11 protein-coding genes are annotated in these 14,235 nt (G+C 47.9%); 3 read left to right on the forward strand and 8 right to left on the reverse strand.

Translation table 11 applies throughout. The annotated features are described in order from the left end of the window. Window positions 1–43 precede the first annotated feature (43 nt). The 8 genes from L0665_RS00660 to purH form a co-directional block, all read right to left on the reverse strand. On the reverse strand, window positions 44–763 hold the full coding sequence (locus L0665_RS00660) for an ABC transporter permease (RefSeq protein WP_274923803.1): 720 nt from the start codon (window positions 761–763) through the stop codon (window positions 44–46). Between the two features lie 2 nt (window positions 764–765). Continuing rightward, window positions 766–1,689, reverse strand: coding sequence for an ABC transporter ATP-binding protein (locus L0665_RS00665; RefSeq protein ID WP_274923804.1), 924 nt, complete (start codon window positions 1,687–1,689; stop codon window positions 766–768). A gap of 173 nt (window positions 1,690–1,862) precedes the next feature. Then, window positions 1,863–3,182 carry a protoporphyrinogen/coproporphyrinogen oxidase gene (locus L0665_RS00670; RefSeq protein ID WP_274923805.1) on the reverse strand — a complete coding sequence of 440 codons (1,320 nt, stop codon included), beginning with the start codon at window positions 3,180–3,182 and terminating at the stop codon, window positions 1,863–1,865. A gap of 45 nt (window positions 3,183–3,227) precedes the next feature. Further along, window positions 3,228–4,745 carry a sodium:solute symporter family protein gene (locus L0665_RS00675; RefSeq protein ID WP_274923806.1) on the reverse strand — a complete coding sequence of 506 codons (1,518 nt, stop codon included), beginning with the start codon at window positions 4,743–4,745 and terminating at the stop codon, window positions 3,228–3,230. A 198-nt stretch (window positions 4,746–4,943) separates the two neighbouring features. Beyond that, complete coding sequence (ilvN, locus tag L0665_RS00680) at window positions 4,944–5,447, reverse strand: acetolactate synthase small subunit (RefSeq protein ID WP_274923807.1); 504 nt, start codon at window positions 5,445–5,447, stop codon at window positions 4,944–4,946. Continuing rightward, window positions 5,444–7,123: a biosynthetic-type acetolactate synthase large subunit gene (ilvB, locus tag L0665_RS00685; protein ID WP_274923808.1), complete on the reverse strand. Its 1,680-nt coding sequence runs from the start codon at window positions 7,121–7,123 to the stop codon at window positions 5,444–5,446. The genes ilvN and ilvB overlap by 4 nt, the downstream gene beginning before the upstream one ends. Further along, the gene (locus L0665_RS00690; protein ID WP_274923809.1) at window positions 7,120–8,610 is read right to left on the reverse strand and encodes a 2-isopropylmalate synthase; all 1,491 of its coding nucleotides are present in this window, start codon (window positions 8,608–8,610) and stop codon (window positions 7,120–7,122) included. Before L0665_RS00690 ends, ilvB begins: the two co-directional genes overlap by 4 nt. Before the next feature lie 72 nt (window positions 8,611–8,682). Next, window positions 8,683–10,170, reverse strand: a complete 1,488-nt coding sequence (gene purH / locus L0665_RS00695; protein ID WP_274923810.1) for a bifunctional phosphoribosylaminoimidazolecarboxamide formyltransferase/IMP cyclohydrolase — start codon at window positions 10,168–10,170, stop codon at window positions 8,683–8,685. Between the two features lie 98 nt (window positions 10,171–10,268). Between purH and L0665_RS00700 the strand changes: the two genes are divergently transcribed. From L0665_RS00700 to dnaK, 3 genes are all read left to right on the forward strand, one after another. After that, window positions 10,269–11,699, forward strand: coding sequence for a phosphoadenosine phosphosulfate reductase domain-containing protein (locus L0665_RS00700; RefSeq protein ID WP_274923811.1), 1,431 nt, complete (start codon window positions 10,269–10,271; stop codon window positions 11,697–11,699). Between the two features lie 131 nt (window positions 11,700–11,830). After that, window positions 11,831–12,382, forward strand: coding sequence for a nucleotide exchange factor GrpE (locus L0665_RS00705; RefSeq protein WP_274923812.1), 552 nt, complete (start codon window positions 11,831–11,833; stop codon window positions 12,380–12,382). 4 nt (window positions 12,383–12,386) lie between these two features. Then, the gene (gene dnaK / locus L0665_RS00710; RefSeq protein ID WP_274923813.1) at window positions 12,387–14,234 is read left to right on the forward strand and encodes a molecular chaperone DnaK; all 1,848 of its coding nucleotides are present in this window, start codon (window positions 12,387–12,389) and stop codon (window positions 14,232–14,234) included. The last annotated feature ends 1 nt before the right edge of the window (window position 14,235 follow it).

A 14,235-nucleotide genomic window follows, 5' to 3' on the forward strand; every position in this document is an offset into this window, starting at 1 on the left:
TTTCCACCAAAGCCCCAAAAAAATAAAAAAAGTATCTCAACCCTCACGGAAGGGTCGTTACAATCTTCTCCCGGTTTAAGATCCGGGTCATATATCCAATAATGCCCAACAGAAGAATACCCAGAATAAACATCGCTCCCACAACCGCAGCAGACATCACAATCAGTCCCTCCGTCACAAAACTGTCAAAAACGGAAATCGCTGCAATAAATCCTATTATCAGCACGATATTTATTATCTGATTCTCTTTCATCCCCAAAAGCAACTGGACGAACCCTAAAATGCCAACAGCACATGCGATGTAGACCGGGACAACCGCGAGTATAAAGAGAATCATGACAACAGAAGGCAAAACCAGAAAGTCCGCTGCCGTGTTTGAAAGGGCCACCAGTATCCCGGCAATCAATAGTGCAATTGCATAGGAAGGGATCATAACGCCGATCACTTTTCCCAGCCAGATGTCCCGCAGCGGCAGGGGGGAACAGAGCAGTGTTTCAATTGTCCCTCCGGTCTTTTCCCCTAAAAATGCCTGTGAAGAGAGGAAATATCCGCTAAACACCCCTAAGACCAGAACAAGGTACATCATAAGAGAATCAAGCAACGCAACAATACTTTCCGCGTCTCCCTCGATGACCGACAGTATTGCACCAATGGAAGTCATCCCGCCAAAAACACCCATGAAAAGCACAATGCCAATTAGCATTGACCGGTTCTTTGCGATCTGTTTCATCTCTTTTTTTGCGACCACAAGTATTGGATTCATATTCATGCCTCCTCCCGCATCACGTCAATATAGATATCTTCAAGAGAGCGTTTGTCCTTTACAACCTCTTCAATCGCAATTCCGGCACTGCAGAGGCCGGATATGACCGGTGATGCCGATGAATCAGACAGTGTTACTGAAAAGCCTTCTTCTATCTCTTTAAAATCAGTTACGGTAGGAATTTTTGAGACAACAGAACGTGCCTCGTTAACCTGAGAAGAATCCGAAAGTGTAATTCTCACATTCGTAACACCGCTGTTTTTCCTGAGATTTTCAACAGAGTCCAGAGCCTTTATTGTGCCTCCGTGAAGAATGGCAACACGACTGCATATCTTCTGCACTTCATCAAGGTTATGGGAACTCAAAAATACCGTCATCGATTCATCTCCCGACAGATGAACAATCAGATCGCGGACCATCTTCTGTGCTTCCGGGTCAAGAGTAGAAGTAGGTTCATCCAGAAACAGCACCTCCGGCCGGTGCAGAATAGCCCGTGCAATCCCAAGCTTCCTCTTCATTCCGGTGGAAAACGTCCCGACAAGCGTGTCTTTTCTCGATGTTAAATCGGTAAATGCCAACAGTTCGCGAATTCGCTCTTCAACATCCGGTATGCCATACAGTTCTGCATAGTATTTCAGGTTCTCATATGCAGTGAGTTTGTCAAACAGACCGTTATTCTCCAGTAACACACCGACACGTGCACGGGTTTTATCACTGGTTTCAAGGGGCTGTTCAAAAACAAGGGCACTCCCTGAGTCCGGCCGTAACAGTCCTAAGAGGATTCTTATTGTGGTGGTTTTCCCGGAACCGTTGGGACCCAGAAATCCGAAAATCTCTCCTCTGGGTACATCAAATGAGATGCCGGAAAGAACCGGTTTTTTATCAAATGTTTTTTTCAGATTCAATACCGAAACAACGTTTTCCATATATAGCTCCCTAACAATTGTTGGTACCCAAAACATAATTTTGATTCATATTTTTGTCCGGTGGTAATTCATTCCAGTGCATTCCATTTACCCGGATACTACAACATAATTTACCGTAAAAGTCCTGCTCGGGTCTCTTTTTTAGAAAATGAAAACGGGTGGGGTTAATTACCTCACACCGGATTATTCAGGCCCAGATAATCAAGCACACGACGGATACACCCGTCCATATTCAGATATTCAAATTCACCAAACCGTCCAAGAGGTTCAATCCCGACATCTTTCAGATAGGACAGAACAATCCCGATATTCTCCTGGTAGGCAAGGTCATAGACGACATATGCATAATCCTGCCGCCGGACAGCAGCATACACCACATCTTCAGGCGAATCCAGGATATTCATTTCAGCGAGTCCTTTCACCGTATGTGAAATAATTGCATCATCTGTCATCCGGGAGACGTCATCACCGTCATTAAAGGTGATCTCTGCCAAAACCGACGACTGCCCGGCAGGAGCAACCGCATCCGAATAATTGGACGGGAATGAAATCCGGTTAAACATACCCAGTTCTTTCTGGGGAACATAGAGCCAGGAATAATCATTCACCGGATGAGATACCCCAATGCAGACGGAATACAGGGAATTGTAACAGAGGGCAGAAACCGCCTCACGAACTTCAGGAGGCACATCCGACAGACATGGCAACAATTCCTGCGGAGGAATCGTTGATATGCACCGGTCAGCGGTAATCGTCTCAGTGCCGTTTGATATGACAAAACCATCCGCTGTCTTCTGAATGGAAGAAACAGCAAAACCGCATCGAATGAATTCTTCAATGGGTGCTGCAATCGCACGCACCAGAGCCTCAATACCGCCTTCAACGGGATACGTAAAGACCGACTGGTGCGTATAGCCTTCCGTCTCAATACCAATCGCGGATTTAATGATATCTTCCACCGGAGGACGGGGGATACGGCCATCCACCCAGTGCAGTGACATCTTATCTGCAGGATAATTCCATATCTTCTCATTATACGGAATCATATACAAGTCGGCAATCCCGGTGCCAAACGTATAGAGAATCCATTCACGGAAGTTTTCCGGAGGCTTCAGTTCGCCTTTTTCAAGCGCAATGAGCGTTTTGATATATTCATTGATACAGTAAAACCGGTCTTCTGCAGGAAGTTCGGCAAGACCGTTTTCAAATGGATACTTGACATATGCTCCCTTAAAAAATATCTTGGTATTCCGGTTCCGTTCCGCTTTGTTATCCTGCAGCACATCACGCATAAATGACTGGACCTCAGCATCACGCGAAAATATGATATGAGAACCCCCGTCATCAAAGGTAAATCCATTCTCGGTATGGGAACGGCACAACCCCCCGTATGTCGCATCACGCTCAAGAATGATTACGTCCTCACCCTGTGCGGCTAAGAGTCTTCCAAGTGTGACACCTGTCAGTCCGCCACCGATTATTGCTGTCGTCACAGTCTCAATAGTTTGCCGTAGGGGAATAAAAAAGAAAGGGAGAAATTATTTTGGCTGGATGTATGGCCCGGTCATGGTGGCATCCAGCACTTCTTCACTGTTCTTCGGTGTCATGAGACTGAACACAATCATTGCAATGGCTGCGAGAGTCAGTGCAATAAGACTGAAATGCACCGGCAGCGGTGCAACAAACTTGTGGTAATATCCAAAGATACCGGAACCAATGAGACCTGCAATCATACTTGCAATTGCACCGGCGCCATTCGCCCGCCGCCAGTAGAGTGCTGCCAGGAGTGGCACAGCAAAGGTTGCAAGCATGACACCGATTCCCATCCATATAAGCCATGCAAGCATGTCAGGCGGATTGATTGCAAGAAAGAGCGACACTGCCGCTGCAATGACAACACAGACCTGACTCACTAACAGTACCTCTCTGTCAGGAGCCTTTGGTTTCAGCAGATTCCGGTAGACATCCCAGGAGAAGAGTGTCCCTATGGTGAGCATCAGCCGGTCTGTTGTCGACATCACAGCTGCCAGAACAATCACGGCAAAGATTGCCCAGATCATCATGTTGGGCATGGCATACTCAATCCCATACATGAACGCAAAATCCTGGGTATTCACGGTCGCAGGCAATACCAGTTTTCCTTCCTCAACCAGCACCCGCACGGCAAACCCGGTGAACTTCACCAGAAACATCACAACCAAATAAATGCTAAACGCCAGCAGTGGAGACCACTTAAAGAATTTTGTATCTTTTGCAGCGAGAATGTTATTTACCACATGCGGGGCACAGGCAAGACCTACTATCAGGAGAATGCCAAACGAGAACAGAAACTCAGGTGTACAGAAGGCATATGACGCGTAGGCGGGGGAGGGGTAGAACGGCTGCACCATATTCGGATCAATCGATGCCAGCACTTCGTTGATATGGGTCATGCCACCCGCGGAGATGATGACCAGAGGTGCCATGATGATTACCCCCATAATGAGAATAATTCCCTGAATAAGCGTGGTCCATGAGACTGCGTACATTCCGCCGATAACCGTGTAGACGGTAATAACTACGGCTGATATAACGAGTGCTGTCGTATGCGGAATATTAAAGAGCCAGACCAAAACGAGGCTGATTGCAGTATACTGCCCCACCAGATAAATCAGGGAGACCACAATTCCTGACACCGCAGCAAGTCCCCGTACCGTCTTCGGGCTTTCATACCGGTGTGCGAGGTAATCCTCGACGGTCATATATCCGGTTTTCTTCGAGACCGCATGGAGCTTTGCACCAAAGACAATGATGGCAAAGGACGCTGCTAAGGGAACGAAAATCTGTTCCCATATACCCGGCCATCCGGATGCATATCCAAATCCGCTGACACCAACGAGTGTCATTCCGGAACAGACCGAGGCTACCATCAGGATAGTAAATACCCAGAATCCAAGAGAACGGCCTGCAAGAATATAGTCTTCAGTATTGTGAATTTTCTTTGAGGCCCAGCCCCCGATACCAATGAGCATGATACCGTAGAGTGCAATGATGCCAATCGTGACGAGATCAGACATCGGGCTCGTCACCTCTGAAATGCAGGCCCCACCAGATGAGGAGGGCAAAAGAGACTGCAAGCCCACAGGCCACAGACACTAATGTTATTACGGGTAATCCAAACATGTAACTAGGTTAGTGTGTGGCATGCTAACATATAACATGGCCGACATTTTTCCCAAATTTCATGATGATCCCTGAAAAAGAACAAAAAATAGTTATTTTTTGGAAGAAACAGTCTTTGAACCGCGCGTCATCGCGATCTTTCCGGTTCGCACCAGTTCTTTGATACCATACTGCTGGAGAAGACTCACCAGTGCGTCAATCTTCCCGGTGTCGCCTGTTACCTCGAGAACAACCGAGCGTGTTCCGACATCAATAATCCGGGCCCGGAAATTGTCTGCAAGCTGCATCACCTCAGCACGCGTCTGCCCTGCTTCAGCAGCAACTTTAACGAGCGCAATCTCCCGCGCCACATGATCGGTGTAGGTGATGTCGCTTACTTTGATGACATTAATGAGTTTATTCAGCTGCTTTTTCACCTGCTCAATAATATCATCATCGGCAATGACAACCGCAGTAATTCTGCTCATCCCCGGTTCTTCACAGGTACCAACGGCAAGACTTTCAATATTAAACCCGCGGCGGGTAAAAAGTCCTGCCACCCGTGAAAGAACACCCGGACGGTTTTCAACCAGGACTGAAATGGTATGTGGTCTCATCTTTTATCCCCCAGTATCATCTCATTGATTGCAGCACCGGCAGGAACCATCGGCATGACATTCTCCTCACGCTCAATTCTGAAGTCCAGCACAAACGGCCCGTCATGGGATAGTGACTCCTGTATCGCATCAGATACATCAGCCGGATCTGTCACACATATCCCCGGCACGCCGTATGCCTTTGCGATACCGACAAAATCAACAGATGGCATTTCCGTGTAGGAATACCGTTTCTCATAGAACAGTTCCTGCCACTGGCGAACCATACCAAGATACTGATTATTCAGGATCATGACCTTTACCGGGATATCATACTGGACAACCGTTGCAAGTTCCTGAATATTCATCTGGAAACTGCCATCCCCTGCAATATCAATAACCGTTTCATCAGGACAGGCAATACTGGCACCAATTGCTGCCGGAAAACCGTATCCCATTGTGCCCAGGCCACCGGACGTGATCCACTGGCGTGGACGGGTAAACGAGAAATACTGAGCAGCCCACATCTGATTCTGGCCCACTTCAGTCACAATAATTCCGGCACCTTTGAGAATGTCAGAGAGTGTCCGGACGATATACTGGGGGGTTAAAAGACTGGTATCAAAAACCTCAGACTCTGCTGACTGTCTTTTCCATTCAGACAGTCGCCCATTCCAGGGGCCCTGAACCTTTTGTTCCGTCAGTTTTTTGTTAATCTCTTTTAACACATGCCCGACATCCCCTACTATCGGGAGATCCACGGCCTTATTTTTCCCGATTTCAGCAGGGTCAATATCAATATGAATAACCTGTGCATTGGGGGCAAACGACTCGAGTTTGCCGGTTACCCGGTCATCAAACCGTGCACCGATAGCAATGAGAAGGTCACACTCTGTGATTGCGTAGTTGGCACTCTGTGTTCCATGCATCCCCAGCATCCCCAGGTTCAGGGGATGATGAGACGGGATAGCACCAAGCCCCATCAGCGTGGTGGTGACAGGAATCATCAGGGTTTCAGCAAGACGCATCAGTTCTGCATCACTCCCGGATGCAATCACCCCGCCACCTGCGTAGATGACCGGACGTTGTGCCTCTGCAATCATACTCGCAGCCTTTTCAATCTGCCTTGGATGGCCACGGACCGTCGGCTGATACCCCCGTATTGAAACCTTCTCCGGCACAGCCACCGGTTCGGTGACAACATCGGTCTGCACATCTTTGGGAATATCAATTAAAACCGGTCCCATGCGTCCGGTACCCGCGATGTAGAAAGCTTCATGAACAACATTCCCGAGTTCAGCCACATTATTCACGAGATAACTGTGTTTGGTGATAGGAAGGGTAATTCCGGTTATATCTGATTCCTGAAATGCATCATTTCCCAGAAGGGTAGTGGGAACCTGACCGGTAATGGCAACAATCGGTACCGAATCCATGTAGGCATTCGCAATCCCTGTTACAAGATTGCAGGCGCCAGGCCCTGAAGTTGCGAGGCAAACGCCTACTCTGCCGCTCGCCCGTGCATATCCGTCTGCGGCGTGAACCGCTGCCTGTTCATGGCGAACAAGGATGTGCCGGAGTGAAGAGTCATATAATTCATCATATATCGGCAGAACGGTGCCGCCGGGGTAGCCAAAAATGGTATCCACCCCTTCGTGCACCAGGCTCTCTACAAGTATTTTCGCCCCGGTTTTCATTTTTCTTCCCTCAGTAGTCTGTTCATCCCGGCAATGACTGCTTCAACACTCGCGGTGATAATGTCCGTTCGTGCCCCACGGGAAGTAATTACTTTTCCGTCTTTCCTTAATTTAACTGTTACATCTACCAGTGCATCTGCACCGCCGGTTATTGCATCCACATGATAGTCCTCAAGGGTGATATCAGCAACATCCGAAACGGAGTCCTGCAATGCCCTGATTGCCGCATCAACGGGCCCGTTTCCGGTAGCAGCAGCGGTCGTTTCATTTCCGTTCACCGCCATCGTTACCGATGCTGTCGGAATGGACTTATTCCCGGAAACAACCGTAAACTGACGCAGACTGATTACAGGGGTGTATACCAGCTGCAGGACTGTATCTGCGATCGTCATCAGGTCAGCATCAGTGACCCGTTTCCCTTCATCTCCCAGCTTCTTTACTCTTGTAAGAATGGCTAAAAGCTGTTCAGATGTGACCGTATATCCCAGTTCATTCAGGGATGCCTCAACAGATGCCTTCCCCGAATGCTTCCCTAAGACAATCCGTCTGGTTCTCCCGACCATCTCGGGTGGCACCGGTTCATACGTCCGTGCATTTTTCAGGACACCATGTGCATGAATGCCACTTTCATGGGTAAATGCCATGGACCCTACGATAGCCTTGTTCGCCGGAAGATCAATTCCTGTCAGGCGTGCCACCAGTGTTGAAAGCGGATATATCTTCTCCGTCTGAATCCCGGTATCTCTTCCATAGAGGACTTCAAGCGACATTACTACCTCTTCAAAGGGCGTATTGCCTGCACGTTCACCCAGTCCGTTCACCGTAACATGGGCACATGAAGCCCCCGATTTCAGTGCAGTGATGGTATTCGGGAGTGCGAATCCGAGATCGTTATGGCAGTGAATACTGACCGGAGCAATCCGGGTAAGGGGAGGAATGAACTCAGCCGTTTTCTCCGGGGTTAATAATCCCACCGTATCGCAGAAACAGAGCCGGTCAGCTCCATGGGCAACGCCATCTGTGAAGATATGAGAAAGGAACGCCTGGTCTGCACGGGATGCGTCCTCACCGGAAAGTTCAACGATGAGACCCCGTTCCTTTGCATAATCAACCGCCGACATGGCCATTGCATAAACCTCATCACGGGTTTTCTGCATCTTCTCGACAATATGCAGATCACTTACCGGAACAACAAGGTGTACAGAATCAGCTCCTGCGTCTGCGGCAAGATCAATATCATAGGGCAGTGCCCGCACATAGGTGCAGCATTCAGTGGCAAGGCCGGCATCAGAAATTAATCCAATTGCGGCAAGCTCTCCAACGGAGGCTGCAGCAGATCCCGCTTCTATAACATGAACTCCAATATCAGACAGGGCACAGGCAATCTCCAGCTTCTGTTCAGGAGTTAGCGTAACACCGGGTGTCTGTTCACCATCCCTCAGGGTGGTGTCAAAAAAATATGGCTTATCGACAAATAAAGCACTCACTCATAGGTTTTCACCATGAACTAATGAAGACAGGAAATGATATAATAATTTGCCTGCAGGAAAAAAAGAAGATTAGTGTCTGAAATGACGGATTCCGGTGAAAACCATCGCTATATTCAGACGGTTTGCAGCATCAATCACTTCCTGATCACGGATAGAACCACCCGGCTGAATCAGTGCTGTTGCACCGGCCTTCGCTGCTTCTTCGAGAGTATCAGCGAATGGCAGGAATGCATCAGATGCAACAGATGTGCCTGCAAGAGAAGTTAATGCCTTATCAACCGCAATCTTTGCTGAATCAACACGGCTCATCTGGCCTGCTCCGATACCAACTGTTGCAGTGGGATTTGCAAAGATAATCGTGTTGCTTTTGGTGTGCTGACATACTTTGAGTGCCATCCTCATTGAATCATATTCTGTTGCGGTTGGTTCACGCTCGCTCACCACACGCCAGTTGTCAGGTATTGATTCCGGTGTCACCTGAATGAGGGCTCCTCCGTTAATTGTTCGTATAGCAGGTGTATTCTCTCTTTCCGGAATAACCAGAACACGCATGTTCTCTTTTCGTGCCATAATTTTCCGGGCGGAATCAGTATATCCTGGTGCAAGTACAACTTCGACAAATGTTGACGCGAGTTGTTCTGCGACATCATCTTCAACAATACGGTTTAATGCAACAACCGATCCGTATGCTGAGAGGGGGTCCACATCACGGGCGCTGAGATATGCAGGAAGAAGAGCATCTCCTGTTGCAACACCACAGGGGTTGGTATGTTTGACAATCACTGCGGTCGGTTTATCAAATTCATTCAGGAGGGCGGTTGCAGCATCTGCATCAAGGTAATTATTATAGGACATCTGTTTACCCTGAAGCGGTGTCTGTCCTGCAATGCCACTCTCCCCGTATACTGCTGCCTTCTGGTGGGGGTTTTCTCCATACCGGAGTTCACGGCCGTTTTTCAGCTGGAACGAATAGATTTCCGGGAACTCATTGTCAATACTATAGAGATAATTTGAGATTGCCGCATCATAGGATGCTGTCCGTGCAAAGACTTTGCGCGCAAGATGCAGACGATCGTCTTCTGAAAGACCGCCGTCTTTTATCCCTTCCATTATTGCAGGGTAATCTGACGGGTCAATAATGACTGCCACATCCCGGTAATTCTTGGCAGCGGAACGGATCATTGCCGGGCCGCCAATATCGATAAATTCAATGAGTTCAGGGAGAGAAAGGTCTTTTTTTGCCATCTCTTCAAAGGGATACAGGTTGACAACAAGGAGGTCAATAGGCCCTATGCCCTGTTCGGCCATTATCTGATCGTCCTTTCCCCTTCGACCAAGAAGTCCGCCATGAATCTTTGGATGAAGAGTCTTTACTCTCCCGTCCATCATTTCAGGAGATCCTGTGTAAACGGATACTTCCGTAAACGGAATGCCTGCTTTTGCAAGGGCCTTACCGGTCCCTCCGGAACTGAGAATTGCAATGTTGGATTCGGACAGGAAACGGGCCAGCTCAACAATTCCTGTCTTGTCCCACACAGAGAGAAGTGCAGTTTTCATGCGCATAATGTCGGCGTGAGATATTAAGAAACTAGTGAACAGACCATGCAGCGGTAACACGTATTTTTGCGTTAGGACAACACACACTATACCACTGTATGAGAATAAATATCAGAGAACCCGCCAGAAAGACTTCCAAAGAAACAGTGCGGGAACCACCGTTTCGAAACAGTATCTACTGGTGTCCGGAATGTAATGTCCCGCTTGTTGCATCGACCTGTGGGTGCAAAACACCGGGATATGAGATACCCCTCACCAAGCCTTATGATGTGCGTCCTGCTCTGGAGCACGACAGAAATGTCATTTTAGAATACCTGAATAACCGATTTGGAATTGTTACCATCCCCAAAATCATTCTGCTCAATAAATCAGGAGGTATTGACCGCACCGATACCATCATCGCAAACGGTGTCATATTCAGCCGCCTTACATTTGATCCCATTTTGCGGGAATATACCATCGAACTCACCCCTGATGCACTCCCGTTTGTCATTAATGAAGTCTCCAAAGGAATTGTAGACATCACCGATGAGGTCGCAGAAACAGGGAACCGTCATATGGGCGGGAAAAATATCCACTGCAAATCCGACCTTTCTGACGGGCCGGTCATCGTTCATGCGAACGGACGATACGGAACCGGATGGTTGCGAAACAATGTGGTGAAAGTAAAAAGTATGGGGAGGCCCCGCCCCATAGAAATGCCGGATCCGGACAGAGAGCAGGTTATTCGCTGCAACAAACCGCATCTGAAAAACCTCGAACGGCATGCCATACGGTTCATCAAAGCAGAGAAGGACCTGCGTCCGGAGTGCAACGTTGCATTCTCCGGGGGGAAGGACAGCACGGTTGTTAGGGAACTTGCCAGAAAGGCTGGTGTCACTGATTGTTATTATGTCGATACCGGACAGGAATTCCCGGAGACAACAGAATTTGTCAATTCACTTGATATCCCGGTGATTCTTCATGGCCCCGATTTCCAGGAAGGTATCCGGAAAAATGGAATTCCTGCAAAAGATGACCGTTGGTGCTGCGAATATCTGAAACTTGAGCCCGTACGGAAGTGGAGAGAAACAAAGGGAGAGTGCACCACTATTCAGGGGAACCGCTGGTACGAATCGTTTGCACGATCAGGACTTCCCGGAGTAGCAGTGAATCCCTATTATTCCGGACAGCTGAACTTATCCCCAATCCGGGGTTGGAGAGCACTTGAAGTATTCCTCTATATATGGTGGAGGGAGCTCCCGCTAAATCCGTTATATGAACAGGGTTTTGAGCGCGTTGGGTGCTGGATGTGTCCTGCCATGCTGGAATCAGAATATGAGATAACCCGATCCCTTCACCCGGATAAAGTTGCAGAATGGGATGAAATAATTGCCAGACATGCTAAAAAAGAGCATATTTCTGATGCAGCAATGAAATGTGGGTGGTGGCGGTGGAAGAGCCCTCCTCCAAAAATGATTGAACTCATGAAAGATAGTGGCATTCAGATAAACACACAACGATCATTAATAATTAAAAACAAGCGATAAATTCTCATTTTTTTTTTAATCAGGACCACATTAACGGGGAATATTTTTTAGCTATTGCAAAAAGGTTATATAGAACTCCTGACCATAAATTATGTATATCGATCACGATATGCCACCCGGCAGGTGAAATCATGACAGATAATCCAGACATGAAAAAAGATGAAACATCTGCTCCTTTGGATGGCACCCCGTCCGTTGATATGGCAGAAAATGATCAGACCGAACTGACAGACGCTGAACGTCTGGTTGAACTCTACAGAGAGTGCGATGATCAAAACAAACGGTACCTGAGGCTTGCTGCTGATTTTGAGAACTATAAAAGACGGGTCTCACGTGAAACAGAAGATCGCTCGAACCGTGCTGTGGAACAATTTGCACGTGAAGTGCTGGTTATTGCTGACAACATCGAACGGGCACTGGCATCAGATGAAAGCACCCTTCGTGAAGGAGTCGAACAGATTCATAAACTTCTTGAATCAGTCATGGACCATCATGATATCACTAAGATCGAATGTCTGAATCTTCCATTTGACCCGGAGACACAGGAAGCAGTGGCATATGTACCTTCAGACTGTAATGAAGGAACAGTCATTGATGAAATCGAACCGGGATACAGCAGAAAAGGGAAAGTAATTCGCTGCGCACGAGTCGCAGTGTCACAGGGAAAAACAACAGAGGCATAAAATTATGGCATCAGAAAAGATTCTCGGAATTGACCTTGGTACAACAAACTCATGTATGTCAATTATGGAAGGCGGAAAATCCATCGTCATTCCAAATGCAGAAGGCGGACGGACAACACCATCCGTTGTTGCATTCTCTAAAGAAGGAGAACGTCTGGTTGGAAATGTCGCAAAGAGGCAGGCAGTCACCAACCCCGGACGTACAATCATCTCAATTAAACGTGATATGGGATCGACCCGGAAAGTCAAGATTGATGATAAGGAGTACACCCCGCAGGAAATATCAGCAATGATTCTTCAGAAGATGAAGACAGATGCTGAAGGATACCTCGGTGAAAAGATTACCAAAGCGGTCATCACCGTCCCTGCATACTTCAATGATTCCCAGCGTCAGGCAACCAAAGACGCAGGTAAAATTGCAGGCCTTGAAGTCATGCGTATCATCAATGAACCGACCGCAAGTGCTCTTGCATACGGCATTGACAAAGAAGAAGAATCAACAGTCCTTGTCTATGATCTCGGTGGCGGTACATTCGATGTCTCTGTGATGACACTGGGTGACGGTGTCTTTGAAGTGCAGGCAACAGCCGGAGACAACCATCTTGGTGGAGATGACTTTGACCAGTGTGTCATGACATACCTTGTTGATGAATTCAAAAAGCAGGAAGGTATTGACCTTACCAAAGATCCAATGGCCATGCAGCGTCTCCGTGATGCAGCAGAAAATGCAAAAAAAGAGCTTTCAACGCTCCAGAAGACAAATATCAACCTGCCGTATATCACAACAGACGCAGCAGGCCCCAAATTCCTCGATATCGACCTTACCCGTGCAAAGTTTGAGCAGCTGATTGGGAAACTGGTCGACAAAACCCTGGGCCCGGTCAGACAGGCTCTTGACGATGCTGGTCTCACCGCAGGTGGAATCGACCACGTCCTCCTCGTTGGCGGTTCAACACGCGTACCGATGGTTCAGGAGAAAGTCAAAGATATCCTGAAAAAGGACGCAGACAAAGGTCTCAATCCAGACGAATGTGTTGCACTTGGTGCTGCAATTCAGGGTGGAGTTCTGACCGGTGAAACAAAAGATGTTGTCCTTCTGGATGTCACACCGCTCACCCTCTCCATTGAAACAATGGGTGGAATTGCTACAAAACTCATTGAACGAAACACCACCATCCCGACACGAAAAAGCCAGATCTTTACCACTGCAGCAGACAAGCAGACAAGTGTTGAAATTCATGTTGTGCAGGGTGAACGTGCTCTTGCCAAAGACAACTTTACCCTCGGTAAATTCCAGCTGACCGGTATTCCACCTGCACCCCGTGGCATTCCGCAGATTGAAGTGACATTCGATATCGATGCAAACGGTATCATCAATGTCTCGGCAAAAGACCTTGGAAGCGGAAACGAACAGAACATCACAATCTCCGGTGACAAACATCTCTCTGATGATGAAATTGATGAGATGGTCAATAAAGCCAAAGATTATGAGGAAGAGGACAAGCAGAAGCGCGAAGATATCGAAATCCGCAATAACGCAGATACTGCTGTTTTCACCTCTGAAAAACTTCTGAAGGACTCTGCTGACAAAATCACGGAAGATGAGAAGAAGTCCATTGAGGATGCCGCAGAGAAGGTAAAAACCGCTCTTGAAGGTGACGTAACAGAGACCATCAAGACCGAAACCGAGGCACTCACAGAAGCAGTTTATGCAGTAACCATCCGTCTGTATCAGGAAGCTGCTGCTGAAGCACAGGCTGCGGGTGAAACCGGTGAACCTCAGGCATCTGCAGAGGATGACGATTCCGTTGTCGATGCAGACTATGAAGTTCAGGACGAAAAGAAAGAGTGAG

This window comes from Methanogenium marinum (assembly GCF_028912405.1).
In the GTDB taxonomy this organism is placed as follows: Archaea; Halobacteriota; Methanomicrobia; order Methanomicrobiales; family Methanomicrobiaceae; genus Methanogenium; species Methanogenium marinum.

Excerpts from the sequence above, each read along its gene's own strand:
- ilvN (WP_274923807.1), bottom strand. The coding sequence starts at position 5,447 with ATGAGACCACATACCATTTCAGTCCTGGTTGAAAACCGTCCGGGTGTT.
- L0665_RS00675 (WP_274923806.1), bottom strand. The coding sequence starts at position 4,745 with ATGTCTGATCTCGTCACGATTGGCATCATTGCACTCTACGGTATCATG.
- purH (WP_274923810.1), bottom strand. The coding sequence starts at position 10,170 with ATGAAAACTGCACTTCTCTCTGTGTGGGACAAGACAGGAATTGTTGAG.
- ilvB (WP_274923808.1), bottom strand. The coding sequence starts at position 7,123 with ATGAAAACCGGGGCGAAAATACTTGTAGAGAGCCTGGTGCACGAAGGG.
- L0665_RS00705 (WP_274923812.1), top strand. The coding sequence starts at position 11,831 with ATGACAGATAATCCAGACATGAAAAAAGATGAAACATCTGCTCCTTTG.
- dnaK (WP_274923813.1), top strand. The coding sequence starts at position 12,387 with ATGGCATCAGAAAAGATTCTCGGAATTGACCTTGGTACAACAAACTCA.
- L0665_RS00665 (WP_274923804.1), bottom strand. The coding sequence starts at position 1,689 with ATGGAAAACGTTGTTTCGGTATTGAATCTGAAAAAAACATTTGATAAA.
- L0665_RS00700 (WP_274923811.1), top strand. The coding sequence starts at position 10,269 with ATGAGAATAAATATCAGAGAACCCGCCAGAAAGACTTCCAAAGAAACA.
- L0665_RS00660 (WP_274923803.1), bottom strand. The coding sequence starts at position 763 with ATGAATCCAATACTTGTGGTCGCAAAAAAAGAGATGAAACAGATCGCA.